8 protein-coding genes and 1 pseudogene are annotated in these 13,373 nt (G+C 64.6%); 2 read left to right on the top strand and 7 right to left on the bottom strand.

The window, feature by feature from the left end:
• Nucleotides 1–59: 59 nt before the first annotated feature.
• The 6 genes and pseudogenes from JS541_RS10390 to JS541_RS10365 form a co-directional block, all read right to left on the bottom strand.
• Nucleotides 60–956, bottom strand: a pseudogene (locus tag JS541_RS10390) (serine/threonine-protein kinase); the annotation flags it as partial.
• Complete coding sequence (locus JS541_RS10385) at nucleotides 953–2,428, bottom strand: penicillin-binding protein 2 (protein ID WP_214374426.1); 1,476 nt, start codon at nucleotides 2,426–2,428, stop codon at nucleotides 953–955. The gene JS541_RS10385 and the pseudogene JS541_RS10390, both read right to left, overlap by 4 nt.
• Nucleotides 2,425–3,813 carry an FtsW/RodA/SpoVE family cell cycle protein gene (locus JS541_RS10380; RefSeq protein WP_214374425.1) on the bottom strand — a complete coding sequence of 463 codons (1,389 nt, stop codon included), beginning with the start codon at nucleotides 3,811–3,813 and terminating at the stop codon, nucleotides 2,425–2,427. The genes JS541_RS10385 and JS541_RS10380 overlap by 4 nt, the downstream gene beginning before the upstream one ends.
• Entirely contained in the window at nucleotides 3,810–5,504 is a 1,695-nt protein-coding gene (locus tag JS541_RS10375; RefSeq protein WP_214374424.1) for a protein phosphatase 2C domain-containing protein, read from the bottom strand. The genes JS541_RS10380 and JS541_RS10375 overlap by 4 nt, the downstream gene beginning before the upstream one ends.
• 7 nt (nucleotides 5,505–5,511) lie before the next feature.
• Entirely contained in the window at nucleotides 5,512–6,045 is a 534-nt protein-coding gene (locus tag JS541_RS10370; RefSeq protein WP_214374423.1) for an FHA domain-containing protein, read from the bottom strand.
• Nucleotides 6,046–6,065: 20 nt separating this feature from the next.
• A complete protein-coding gene (locus JS541_RS10365) occupies nucleotides 6,066–6,767 on the bottom strand; it encodes a DUF3662 and FHA domain-containing protein (protein WP_214374422.1) in 702 nt (233 codons plus the stop codon).
• Between the two features lie 309 nt (nucleotides 6,768–7,076).
• On the opposite strand from JS541_RS10365, the gene JS541_RS10360 reads away from it, so the two are divergent.
• The gene (locus tag JS541_RS10360; protein WP_214374421.1) at nucleotides 7,077–10,076 is read left to right on the top strand and encodes a cation-translocating P-type ATPase; all 3,000 of its coding nucleotides are present in this window, start codon (nucleotides 7,077–7,079) and stop codon (nucleotides 10,074–10,076) included.
• A gap of 303 nt (nucleotides 10,077–10,379) precedes the next feature.
• Here the strand turns inward: JS541_RS10360 and dcd are convergent, their stop codons facing one another.
• Complete coding sequence (gene dcd, locus JS541_RS10355) at nucleotides 10,380–10,961, bottom strand: dCTP deaminase (RefSeq protein ID WP_214374420.1); 582 nt, start codon at nucleotides 10,959–10,961, stop codon at nucleotides 10,380–10,382.
• A 700-nt stretch (nucleotides 10,962–11,661) separates the two neighbouring features.
• Between dcd and JS541_RS10350 the strand changes: the two genes are divergently transcribed.
• Nucleotides 11,662–12,744 carry a CTP synthase gene (locus JS541_RS10350; protein ID WP_346428308.1) on the top strand — a complete coding sequence of 361 codons (1,083 nt, stop codon included), beginning with the start codon at nucleotides 11,662–11,664 and terminating at the stop codon, nucleotides 12,742–12,744.
• Nucleotides 12,745–13,373 lie beyond the last annotated feature (629 nt).

Here is a 13,373-nt window from a genome sequence, read left to right as displayed (position 1 = left end):
TCCCCGGACGGGATGATCGTCTTCGGATCCATCGCGTGCAGCATCGTGTTCACCGCGTGCGGCTTGCTGGCCACGCGGCGCAGCAGCCGTCCGGTGCCGGTCATCGTGTCGTCGCTCGCGGCGGTCTGCTGGTCGAGCAGCCGGCGTTCGATGCGCGCCAGCGTGCGCGAGACGACCAGCGCGTCCTTCGGCCGGTCGAGCGGATCCTTCTCCAGCATCGACATGACGAACTGGCGCAGCTGAAGGTCGATCGTGTCGGGCAGCGGCGGCACCGGATCGTTCACGTGCGCGGCCGCGATGTCGACCGGCGTGGCTCCCGTGAACGGACGGTGCCCGCACAGGCCTTCGTACGCGACAACACCGAGCGAGTAGATGTCGGACTGCGGCGTGGCCTGCTGTCCCTGCGCCTGCTCGGGGGAGATGTACTGCGCGGTGCCCACGACCATGCCGTCCTGCGTGATCTGCTCCTGGTTGGTGGAGTAGGAGACGCCGAAGTCGGTGATCTTCACCTCGCCGGTGTCGGAGACCATGATGTTGGCGGGCTTGACGTCGCGGTGGATCACGCCGTGGCTGTGCGCGACGAACAGGCCGCGCGCGGTCTGGATGAGGATCGGCAGCAGTTCGGTCGGCGGCATCGCACCACGCTCGTGGTAGATGTCCGCGAGCGACTTCGACGGCACGTATTCCATGATGAGGAAGCCGATGCCGTCGTGCTCGTAGTATTCGAACAGCGCGGCGATGTTCGGGTGCGCGAGATTGGCGGAATTGTGCGCTTCCGCACGCAGCCGCTGCAGTTTCGACTCGATGTTGGACTGGTCGGAACGCAGCGCCTTGATGGCGACCGGACGGTTGAGCTGGATATCGTATGCCTTCCAGACCTCACCCATGCCGCCCTGCGCAAGGCGGCGGTCGAGACGGTAGCGGCGGTGAATCAGCTGTCCTTCGATCAGTTTCATTTCTTCAGCGCCTCCTCCATCAACGACTTCATGATCGGGCCCGCGGCCAGCGATCCGTAGAGATCAGTATTATGCACGACCACCGAGATCGCGATCTGCGGGTTCTCGGCGGGCGCGAAGCCCATGATCCAGCCGTCGATGCTCTGGTTGGCGGTGCCGATCTGCGCGGTGCCGGTTTTCGCGGCCACGTTCACGCCGTCGATCTCGAGCGATGGGTATTCCTTGGTGATCACGGACTGCATCGCGGTCGTCAGCTTGTTCGCGGTGTCCGCGCTGAAGACCTGGCGCATCACCTGCGCCTTCGTCTCCGAGATCACCGACAGGTCGCTCGAACGCACGCGGTCGACCAGCGTCGGCTTCATGAGCACGCCGTCGTTCGCGATCGCGGAGGCGATCATCGCGCTCTGCAATGGCGTGATCTGGTTGTCTCCTTGGCCGATCGAGGCCAGCGCGAGCCGGTCGTCGGTCGGATCGGACGGGAACTTCGACTCGACCGACGTCATCGGGTTGCCGGTGGATGTGGTGCCGTCCACGGTGAACGACTTGCCGTAGCCGAGCTTTTCGGCCATCGCCTCGACCTTGTCCGCGCCGAGCGCGACGCCCAGCTGCGCGAATGCGGTGTTCGACGAGTACGCCATCGCGTCCTCGAGTGAGATCTTGCCGTTCGTGCCGCCGCCGGCCGTGCTGGAATTGGTGAGCGCGGTGGCCGTGCCGGGCAGCGTGTAGCTGGCGCCGGCCGGGATCTGCGTGTCGAGGTCGTAGTCGCCGGTTTCGAGCGCGGCGGCCGCCACCACGGTCTTGAACGTGGATCCCGGCGGGTAGAGCTGGCGGATCGCGCGGTTGAGCATAGGATTCGACTCGTCGCCCACAAGCTCTTGGAAGGCCTTGTTCGCGTCGGCCGTGGCGTGTGTGGCGAGCGTGTTCGGATCGTAGCTCGGCGTGCTCACCATCGCGAGGATGCGGCCGGTCTTCGGCTCGGTCACGACCACCGAACCGTCCTTGCCGTCCAGAAGCTGGTACGCGAGCGTCTGCAACTTGGAATCGATCGACGTTTCGATCGACGCGCCGGTGTTCTGCGTGCCGGCGAGCACGGCCTTGAACCGCTCCCACAGCAGGGCGTCGGCCTGGCCGCTGAGCAGCTCGTTGCGCGAGCTTTCGATGCCGTTGCCTTCTGGGCCGATGCCGTGCGAGATCGAGAAATAGCCGGTGATCGGCGCGTACAGCGGGCCGTTCGAGTACTGGCGCTGGTATTTGAACGCGTCGTTCGTGGCGACCGACTGCGCGATCACCGTGCCGTCGGACGCGAGGATCGCGCCGCGCGGCGTGCCGTACGTGCGGTACAGCGAACGCGTGTTGCGCGAGTCGGCGTTGAGATCGTCGTCGACGAATGCGGTGAAGACCGAACTGGAGATGCCGAGGATCACGAACAATACCAGTACGGCCGTGAACAGCTGGCGTAGAGATTTGTTCATCGGTTACCACGCTCCTTGAGTTCGTGGTCGCGCAAGGCGGCCAGCGCCTCATACTGGAACGTTTCAGACAGGTCGGTGGGCGGCTCGGGCTTGTTCGCCGCGTTCGAGATGACCACGAGCAGCGCTGCGAGCAGGTAGTTCGCGATGATCGACGAGCCGCCTGCGGCCATGTACGGCATGGTCATGCCGGTCAGCGGGATGACGAGCGTGATGCCGCCGACGACCGTGAACACCTGGAACGCCATCGTGAACACGAGACCGGAGGCGAGCAGCTTGCCGAAGCCGTCCTTGATCTTCATGGCCGTGATGAAGCCGGACGCGATGATGAGCAGGTACAGCACGAGCACCGCGAACAGGCCGGCGAGGCCCATTTCCTCGCCCACGGAAGCGTAGATGTAGTCGGAGTTCGCGTACGGGGTCAGATCGGGGTGGCCCTGGCCGAGCCCGGTGCCCGCGAGTCCGCCCGACGACAGGCCGAACAGGCCGGTGACGATCTGGTACGAACCGCCGAACTCCATGTTGTACTGCTCGTTGCTGAACGGCTGCAACCATGCGTCGACGCGCGCGCCCACATGGCTGAAGATGCGCGCCGCGACGACCGCGCCGGCCGCGAACGCGAGCAGGCCGATCACGATCCAGCTTTTGCGGCCGGTGGCCACGTACAGCATCGCGACGAACATCGCGAAGAACATGAGCGAGGTGCCCAGGTCGTGCTGGCGCACGAGCACGCCCATCGACACGCCCCAGATGATGATGATCGGGCCCATGTCCTTGATGCGCGGCAGCTGCAGGCCGAGGAACTTCTTGCCGCCGACGGCCAGCTGGTCGCGGTGGTCGAACAGGTAGGACGCGAAGAAGAACGCGAGGAACAGCTTGGCGAACTCGGCCGGCTGCACGGTGCTCGACGTGAACGGGATCTTGATCCACACGCTTGCGCCGTTGATGTCGATGCCGAGGCCCGGAATCATGGGGGAGAGCAGCAGGATCAGGCCCACCACCATGCTCACGTACGAGAAGCGGCGCAGGATGCGGTAGTCCTGCATCGCGACGATCAGTATGCAGCACAATACGAGCGCGGCCGCGATCCACAGCAGCTGCCGGAAGCCGACCGTCGTGTCCTTCGCATAGTCGATGCGCGCGATCATCGTCGTGCCGATCGCGCTCAGCAGCAGCACGCACGGCATGATCGACTGGCTCGCGTACGGCTGGAACCTGATCGTCAGCGCCCACAGCACGAGGTACAGCACGACGACCGCGCCGAGCGCGATCGCGTAATTCGTCGGAAAGCTGCCGGTCGTGCGCTCGAACATCTGGAAGAACGCGACGAAACCGATCAGCATCGCGAACAGCAGCAGCGAGATCTGCCGCAATCGGGTTGCGATCATTGCGCGTCACCTCCGTTCGATGAGCTGTTCGTGCCGGTTGAGTTGGACGAATTCGATGAGTTGGACTTGGTGTTGGACGTGCCGGACGACTTGTTCGAGCTGTTCGAGTTGCTGGAACTGTCGGACTTGGACGAGTCGCTCGAGTTGCCGTTGTCGATCGCGTCGTCGGCCGCGCCGAAGCTCGGCGTGCTCGCCTCGTTCTTCTGCGTCTCCTTGTCGCGCTCGGCCTCGATGAACTTCGCGTGCGTCTTGGCCTCCTCGAGGCTGTCGACCGTGATGCCCTGCTCGAGCTGCGACTGCCACGATTCAGGCAGCGAGTCCACCTTGATGTCGGTCTTCTCGACCTCGTGCGAGAGCGACAGGCCGAACAGGTTCGTGTTCACGCCTTGGTAGATCGTGATCACGCCGTCGCCGGACGCCAGGTAATACCGGCTCTGGCTCCACACGTACGCGCCCCAGCCGCAGCCAATCAGCGCGGCCAGCGCCACGATCACGCTCAGCAGCACGAGGAAGCGGTTGCGGTGCCGGCGCGTACGCCGGACCTTACGCTGTTCCGCCTGCTCGCGGTGGATGGCGCGCGCGACCTCCGGGTCGCTCGGATCGGTGGTGATGCGGCCGTCCGACTTCTGGATGACCGGGATTTCGCCGGTGTCGGGCACTTCGCGGTCGCCGATCTCCTCGCGCACCGCGGACGGCTGGGCCACGCGCGGCTTTGCGGGATCCGCGCCGGCGCCAGCCTTGCCGTTCTTTGACTTCGCGTCGCCGCGGTCCTGGATCAGCTTGGCCGCGCGGGTCGCCGGCGAGCTCATGTCGGCGCGCAGCGCGGGCGCGGTCGCCACGGGCGCGTTCACGATGTCGGCGATCGTCTCGGAGCTGGCGCTCACCGCGCCGCCGACCAGCAGCGTCTGGTGCGGGATGTCGAAGGCGTTCGCGTCGAGCGCGAGCGTTGCGTCCGCGATCACCGCGGTCACGTTGTCGGTGCTGCCGGCCTTGAGCGCCATGCCGACGAGCCGCTGCGCGCACTCCTCCTGGTCGGTGCAGTCGGCCATCACCTGCTCGATCGTCGAGTCTTCGAGCACGCCGCACAGGCCGTCGGAGCACAACAGCCAGCGATCCGCAGGGTGGGCCTTGCGGATCGCGATATCGGGTCGTGGGTCGATGTCGAAATCACCGAGCACACGCATGACGACGTTGCGTTGCGGATGGTTCTTCGCCTCCGCTTCCGTGATGCGGCCCATGTCGATCAGATGCTGGACGTAGCTGTGATCGTGCGTCATGCGCGTGAGCTTGCCGTCACGCAGCAGATACGCGCGCGAATCGCCGATATGGGCGAGCACCCAGTGCCCGGCGACCAATACCAGCGCGACGACCGTGGTGCCCATGCCGGCGAGCTTGCGCTCGTGCTTGGCCTTGCCGACGATCGCGTCGTGCGCGGCGATCACCGACGATTCCAGCATGTGGGCAACGGTCTGGATGTCTCCGTCGACATCGTCGTGCTCGATGTGCGCGAGCGAACGGATCGCGATCGTCGATGCCGTATCGCCGCCCGCATGGCCGCCCATGCCGTCGCAGATCGCGGCCAGATGCTCGCCGGCGAACGACGAATCCTGGTTGTTGGCACGCACGGTGCCCACGTCCGAAACGGTCGTGGAATACAGGAACAGATTTTGCGAAGCGGCGGAATTCGGCATAGGGCGATCACCTCAATTCGAAGGTGGTCGCGCCGATGCGCACGGGCACGCGCGCGGCGAGGATGGTGGGTGTGTTGATGCGCTGGCCGTTGACCACGGTGCCGTTCGTGCTGCCGAGATCCTCGATGGCCCACGAGTTGGTGATCGGATCCTTGTAGACGCGGGCGTGGTGCGAGGACGCGAACTCGTCGTCCAGCACGACCGTGTTCGACGCGGCGCGGCCGAGCGTGATCGAATTGCCGCTCAGTGGCACTGAAGCGCCGGCGAGCGGACCGTCGATGATGACCAGCAGGGTCAGATCGTTCGCCGCGTTCGCGCGTTCGGGCACGGGCGTGTGCACCGGCACCGCGGACGACGTGGCGACCGGCGCCGGCGATTCGGCGGCCTTGCGCGCACGACGCTCCTTGCGGCGATGCGTGCGCGAGGTATGCGGGCTGAACGACTCCATGTCCTTGTGCAGGGAACGCATGGCAAGCCATACGAACACCCACAGCAGGGCGAGCAGCCCGTATTTAAGAATGGCGAAGGTCAATTCGGTCATGGAACGGCTCCTTCGCGGGCTTACTCCTGATCCTGCGCGGAGGCCCAGTAGAGGATGCGGGTGCGGCCGATGGTGATCGTGTTGCCGTCGAGCAGCGTGGCGATCGGGACCTGATGGCCTTCGATGTACATGTGGTTCGTGGAGCCGAGGTCGCGGGCGATCACGCCGTTGGGGGTGATGTCGATCTCCATGTGGCGGCGGGAGATGCCCGGATCGTCGATGATGATGTCGCAGCCAGAGCCGCGGCCGATCACCGTCTTCTCCTTGGTGAGCAGGTACTGGTTGCCGTTGACCTCGAGCATCGGCTCGGACTGCGACTGCTCGTTCGTGGTGACCGGCACCGCGTTGCCCTGCACCGATTCGGAGCTCAGGTTGAAGTTGCCCTTGGTGAGGTCGAGATCCTCCTCGAAGATCACCACGACCGGGCCTACGAACGCGTAGTGCTGGCTCTTGGCGTACTGGGTCAGGTTGTCGGCCAGCTCGTTGGCGAGGGTCTCCGAACCCCACTGCTCGATGCGGTCGAAGTCGGCGGTGCTCAGCTTGAAACGGTACTCGTTCGGAGCCACCGTGCGGTCGCGACCCACCGGCATCGCCTCATTGTCGATTTCGCGTTCGAGGGCGCTGGAGAGGTCGACGGGCTGCAGGTCCTTGGACCCGAACTTGGCGAACACGCCATTGACCGCGCCTTCTACACTTTTCTCAAAACGGTCGAGAACGCTCATGGTGATCCCTTTCTACATATCCTCACCCATCCTACGCGGCAGTGGGGAATAAGGCCAAAATTTCGCCCTTGTTCCCTGCACATGGGCGCAAAACTTCCACGTCGCACCCATGTGCAGGCAGTTCTGTTTCATTATGTCCGCGTGTGGTTTCGCCGCGAGGTTAGCGGGGTATGGAATAATGGCACACGTACGCATCGGCAGCAGTTGCGCCGGTGCCCATAACCGCGCAGTCTTGCCGCGAATCAGGGGAGAAAACCAGGGGTTCGCGAGGACTGACTACTCCGCGGCTATACCAAGGAGAACAACATCATGGTTGATCGTAACGGTCAATCCACCGCGTCCGCACCGACCGAGGACGCGATTTCAGAGGAAGTGCGCGCCCAGCAGGCGCTGTTGAACGATACCGACCCGTCGCTGACCGACGCGGACGCCGTGGCCAAGGCGCTGAATGTCGACCCGGCCACCGGCTTGAGCTCGGACGAGGCCAAGCGTCGCCTCGAGAAATTCGGCCCGAACCAGCTGGCCAGCGCGCCGCCGGTGCCGAAGTGGAAGAAGTTCCTCGCGCAGTTCGAGGACCCGCTGGTCTATCTGCTGCTCGTCGCCACCGCGATCTCGGTGGTCGCATGGTTCATCGAACGCGCCAACACGCCGGGCGCCGGCGAACCGGTGCCGTTCGACGCGCTCGTCATCGTGCTCATCCTGATCGTCAACGCCGTCCTCGGCTACATCCAGGAAGCCCGCGCCGAACAGGCCGTCGCCGCGCTCGCGCAGATGACCGCGCCGCAGACCGCCGTCCTGCGTGACGGCAAGGTCGTGCACATCAACACCACCGACGTCGTCCCCGGCGACATCGTCGTGCTCGGCGAAGGCGACACCGTCTCCGCCGACGGGCGACTGTTCGCCGCCGCGTCCCTGCGCATCGCGGAGGCGTCGCTGACCGGCGAATCCGTCCCGGTCGGCAAGAAGCCGGAGACGCTCGCCGAAGCCAAGGCGCTCGGCGACCGCTCGAACATGATCTTCAACGGCACGTCCGTCACGCAGGGCACCGGCCGCGCGATCGTCACCGGCACCGGCATGAACACGCAGGTCGGCAAGATCGCCGACATGCTCGCCGCCACCGACGACGAAGCCACCCCGCTGCAGAAGGAGATGGCGCACGTCTCCAAGATCCTCGGCCTCGCGGTGTGCATCATCGCCGTGGTCGTGCTCGCCGCGCTCGCGCTCACGCAGGGCTTCCACTCGGTGCATGACATCATCGACTCGCTGCTGCTGGCCGTCTCGCTGGCCGTCGCCGCCGTGCCTGAGGGCCTGGCCGCGATCCTGACCGTCGTGCTCGCGCTTGGCGTGCAGCGCATGGCCAAGCACAACGCGATCGTCAAGAAGCTCTCCTCCGTGGAGACGCTCGGTTCCGCGTCCGTGATCTGCTCCGACAAGACCGGTACGCTCACCCGCAACGAGATGACCGTCGAGCGTGTGGTCACGCCTTCCGGCGAAGTGCAGATCACCGGCACCGGCTACGCGCCGGAAGGCCGCATGGTGATGGTCGGCGGCTCGTCCGCGACCGGCGATCTGGCCGTTCCGGCGGGCGTCGAGGCCGAAGTGATGGCCACGCTCGGCGCCGGCACGCTCGCGAACGACGGCGACCTGCGCGAAAGCGAATCCAAGCCCGGCACGTGGGAGGCGATCGGCGACCCGACCGAAGTCTCGCTGATCGTCGCCGCCCGCAAGGTGCACGCCGATCGCAAGTACGCGAACTTCGAGCGCGTGGCCGAAGTGCCGTTCACGTCCGAACGCAAGCGCATGGCGATCGTCGCCAAGGACAACGCCGACGCCGGCAACCTGACCGTCTTCGCGAAGGGCGCGCCGGACGTGCTGCTCTCGTACTGCACGCGCATCGCCGTCGGCGGCGCGGTCCGTCCGCTCACCGAAGGCGACCGTCAGACGATCCTCGCGACCGTCGAGAAACTGTCCGGCGAAGCCTACCGCACGCTGGGCGAGGCGTACCGTCCGCTCGGCGTCTCCTCGCTGACCGACGTCCCCGGCATCGTGACGAACTCGGCCGGTCAGATCACCGACATCTCCGAACAGTCCGACGTGATCGAATCCGACCTGATCTGGGCCGGCATGGTCGGCATCATCGACCCGCCGCGCACCGAGGTCCGTGATTCCGTGGCCGAAGCGCACCGCGCCGGCATCCGCACCGTCATGATCACCGGCGACCACCCGCTCACCGCGGCTCGCATCGCCTCCGATCTGGGCATCATCGAACGCGGCGGTCGCGCGCTGACCGGCGATCAGCTCGACGCACTCGACGAGGCCGGACTCGACAAGGCGACCTCCGAAGTGTCCGTGTACGCGCGAGTCGCGCCGGAACACAAGCTCAAGATCGTCGAATCGCTGCAGCGCCAGGGCAACATCGCCGCCATGACCGGCGACGGCGTGAACGATGCGCCGGCCGTCAAGTCCGCCGACATCGGCGTGGCGATGGGCATCACCGGCACCGAAGTCACCAAGGAATCCGCGAAGATGATCCTCGCGGACGACAACTTCTCCACCATCGTCGCCGCCGTGCGCGAAGGCCGCGTGATCTTCGACAACATCCGCAAGTTCCTGCGCTACCTGCTCAGCTCCAACGTGGGCGAGGTGTTCACCGTGTTCGGCGGCGTCATGCTCGCCGGCGTGCTCGGCATCACCCAGCCCGGCACGCAGGGCGTGACCGTGCCGCTGCTCGCCACGCAGCTGCTGTGGATCAATCTGCTCACCGACGCCGCGCCGGCGCTCGCGATGGGCGTCGACCCGCAGACCGACGACGTGATGGCCCGCAAGCCGCGTCGCCTGACCGATCGTGTGATCGATCGCGATATGTGGATCGATATCGCGTTCATCGGCATCATCATGGCCGCGGTGACGCTGATCGGCATGGACATGCACCTCGCGGGCGGCCTGTTCACCGACCGTTCCGTGGACGCGCTCGGCCACGACGCGCAGATGACCGAGGCCCGCACGATGGGCTTCACGATCCTCGTGTTCGCGCAGCTGTTCAACGCGATCGCCTCGCGTTCGGCGCGCCAATCCGCGTTCGTGGGCCTGTTCAGCAACAAGTGGCTGTGGGGCGCGATCGGCATCTCGATCCTGCTGCAGGTCGTGGTGATCTACGTGCCGTTCCTCAACGACGCGTTCGGCACCACGCCGCTCGATCTGGTGGCCTGGTTCGAGTGCATCGGCCTGGCGGCGATCGTGCTGGTGGCCTCCGAGATCTACAAGGCCGTCATGCGCGCCGTCGACAAGCGTCGCGGAGTGACCGCGTGACCGCGCCATACCGGCTAACCGTCAAGAGGCTCCCCACGGGGAGCCTCTTTCTCATATGGCCTTTGGCAGAACCTTGGCCCCCTCGGCTAGGCCGAGCCGTATAGCAAACGCCGGAGGCGTTTGTAGGCGAGATGCGAGCGACAGCGAGCCAGCAGAGCGCGGTCGCAGGCCGTCCGCAATTGCAGGACGCTGTCGGCGAAGCCGACTGGGGGAGCGTCAAACCCATCACATCAAACCCGACAAAGTACTAGTGAGATCGGGTGCGGTTGCGTGATGCTTGGGCGATGGAGTCGAGACTGGCGATCAGTCGTTGATCTCGGCCTTGTAGAAGTTGATGTACGAGCGGCTCGGAGTCGGGCCGCGCTGGCCCTGGTAATGCGAGCCGGTGCCCTTGGACCCGTACGGGTGCTCGGCCGGCGAGCTGAGCTGGAAGAAGCACATCTGACCGATCTTCATGCCCGGCCACAGCTTGACCGGCAGCGTCGAGACGTTGCTCAGCTCGAGCGTGATGTGCCCCTCGAATCCCGGGTCGATGAAGCCGGCCGTCGAATGGGTGAGGATGCCGAGTCGACCAAGCGAGCTTTTGCCCTCAAGACGTGCCGCGATCGTCGCGTCGAGCTTGACGTACTCCCACGTCGAGCCGAGCGCGAACTCGCCCGGGTGCAGGATCCACGGCTCGTCGGGCGCGACCTCGAACTGTTCGGTCAGCGCGCCCTGATTCTCCGCCGGATCGACGTACGTGTACGCGTGGTTGTTGAACAGGCGGAAGTACCGGTCGAGCCGCACGTCGATCGACGCCGGCTGCACCATTTCGGGCGTCCACGGATCAAGCGAGATATGACCGTCTTCCTTGGCGGCGAGGATATCGCGATCGGACAGCAGCATGGTCGCTCCTTATATACAGTATTGACGACAGATGATCTGTACTCCAGTGTAGCGGCAGACCGGCGCGTGCCGGCGCGCGGTGGCTCGATTCAATAATTCTCAGGTTATTTTCAGACAACCACATTCTTGCACCAAGGAACCGGTGGTTTCATAATAACTGTCAGCAAGAGCTGAACAGGAACAGCAGCAGTTCCCGACAATTGAAAACCTTTCTTCTTCTCTCTCCTTTCTCTCCCCGGCGCCAACCCCGCCGGGGTTCTTTGTTTTTGCGTGTGTGCTCTCGCCTTTGCTCTTGGCACTTGCTTTTGTTCGTGCTTTTGTTCTTGGCGCGTGTTCTTCGTGTCGTGTTCTTCGTGTCGTTGCCTTTGTCTGTCACCCGGTGTTTTCCCGGGCTTACGGCCGTTTTGCCCGCCCGTACCGGCCGTATGCCCGGGAAGTTGCGCGTGGTGGTGGCCATGTTCCCGGGCTTACGGCCGTTTTGCCCGCCCGTACCGGCCGTATGCCCGGGAAGTTGCGCGTGGTGGTGGCCATGTTCCCGGGCTTACGGCCGTTTCCGGTCTCCATTCCGGCCGTATGCCCGGGAGGCGGGTTGAGAGAGCCCTCCGTCCCCTAGTCGCATCCCCGGGCCCACTCCCGGGCTTACTGCCGGTTTTGAGCGTGGAAACGGCCGTATGCCCGGGAACCCGTCCACAAGAAACGTGTGAAACAGCTGCCAGCGCGAGTTATCCACAATGGCGGCCGTACCTTTCGACCACATAACCCGTTCCGGCTTGTGCAGATTCTGTTCATCGTCGATCATCGGAGCATGAGAACTCATCCTGCAATCGATGCGCTGTCCGCACGGTCTCGGCAGCGTCGGCGCTGTTTCTTTCCACGAACTAACGCGGAACGAAAGGCGGTAGCGGTCCGCGTCCGTGCGGGTCTTATCGTCCGTCCGCACCGCAATTTGTACTCCTGCGCGCAGTACTGGGACACGCTGGATCCCAAAGAACGTTCCAGACACATTATTCGTGCGTTGTCGTTGCAGTATCCGAACCGTGTGTTCGCAGGGCTCAGCGCGGCGGCGATGCTGCAACTTGACTATGCTTGGTCGCTGCACTGCGGGGATCGCGTATTCATCGCCTCGTCCAGCGCGATCGTTGCGAAACGGACGTATCCGTTGATTCGGCGCATTTACATGGCGTCTATTCCCGCCTATCCGATAGACGAATCCGATACGACCGTGTGCGTCACTTCGCCGGCGAGGACGCTTGTGGATTGCGGACTGCGGTATCCGTTTGAGCAGGTTCTTCCTATGGTCGATTCCGCGTTGCGCATGGGATTAGTCACCGGAGACGAGATCGAGGATGTGTGCGATTCCCTGTATGTGGATTGCGGGCCGGTGTTGAGATTGGCGCGTTACGCTGACCCGTTGAGTGAAAACGGTGGCGAATCGTTCTGCCGGGCGACGATTATCGAAGAGGGATTCGCTGTGCCCGAACTGCAGCGCGTATTTACGGATGCTCGGACGGGTTCGCAGTACCGGGTCGATTTTCTGTGGCGGCTGTCTGATGGGCGGATTGTGGTGCTCGAGTACGATGGCATGCGCAAGTACGTTGATCCGGCCATGACTGGAAGCCGTGATATCCGTGACGTGGTGCGGGCTGAGCGTGAGCGGGAGACGGCACTGCGGCAATGTGGTGTTTCGATGATGCTCCGCACTGATTTTGAGGAGGTGCGACAGCGGGTGCCGCTGACGGCGAAGCTGTTGGCCGCCGGTGTGCCGCAAGTGCGCCATGTGTGAGGTGTCGCCGTATCGTAGCGGGTTATCCCCCGGGCTTACGGCCGGTTTGGGCGGGTGAAACGGCCGTATGCCCGGGATGTCGGCTGGTGTCGGCTGCCATGTGATGATGCTCCCGGGCTTGCGGTCGTTTTGTCTGCCCGTACCGGCCGTATGCCCGGGAAGCCGGCTGCCATGTGATGATGCTCCCGGGCATACGCCTGTTTCTCGGTGCTGAATCGGCCGTATGCCCGGGATGTCGCGCACTCCGGTGACGTGTTCCCGGGCTTATGCCCGTTTTGCTCGTCCGTGCCGGCCGTATGCCCGGAATGTCACGTACTCCGGTGGTCGCGTCCCCGGGCCTACTGCCGTTTTGGGTCTCTGTACTGGCCGTATGCCCGGGAGGTTGCGTGCTCGGGTGGCGTGTTCCCGGGCATACTGCCGGTTTTGCGTGTGGAAACGACTGTATGCCCGGGAGGGTTGGTGTTGTGCGGCGATGTTCCCGGGCTTACTGCCGGTTTGGGTGGGTGAGACGGCCGTATGCCCGGGAGGAGGCGGGGCGGATGGGAGGTGGCTGGGAACGGATGGGGACGGCTGGACGGGATGATGGCCGGGAGTGGTGATGGGGGTGATCGTGGGGATGGGGCTGGTTG

This window comes from Bifidobacterium sp. SO1, from assembly GCF_018555335.1.
Classification (GTDB): Bacteria; Actinomycetota; Actinomycetes; order Actinomycetales; family Bifidobacteriaceae; genus Bifidobacterium; species Bifidobacterium simiiventris.
This window is presented reverse-complemented; position numbering and strand designations above follow the sequence as displayed.

Coding starts and splice junctions, on each gene's coding strand:
- JS541_RS10385 (WP_214374426.1), bottom strand. CDS start 2,428: ATGAACAAATCTCTACGCCAGCTGTTCACGGCCGTACTGGTATTGTTC.
- JS541_RS10380 (WP_214374425.1), bottom strand. CDS start 3,813: ATGATCGCAACCCGATTGCGGCAGATCTCGCTGCTGCTGTTCGCGATG.
- JS541_RS10375 (WP_214374424.1), bottom strand. CDS start 5,504: ATGCCGAATTCCGCCGCTTCGCAAAATCTGTTCCTGTATTCCACGACC.
- JS541_RS10370 (WP_214374423.1), bottom strand. CDS start 6,045: ATGACCGAATTGACCTTCGCCATTCTTAAATACGGGCTGCTCGCCCTG.
- JS541_RS10365 (WP_214374422.1), bottom strand. CDS start 6,767: ATGAGCGTTCTCGACCGTTTTGAGAAAAGTGTAGAAGGCGCGGTCAAT.
- JS541_RS10360 (WP_214374421.1), top strand. CDS start 7,077: ATGGTTGATCGTAACGGTCAATCCACCGCGTCCGCACCGACCGAGGAC.
- dcd (WP_214374420.1), bottom strand. CDS start 10,961: ATGCTGCTGTCCGATCGCGATATCCTCGCCGCCAAGGAAGACGGTCAT.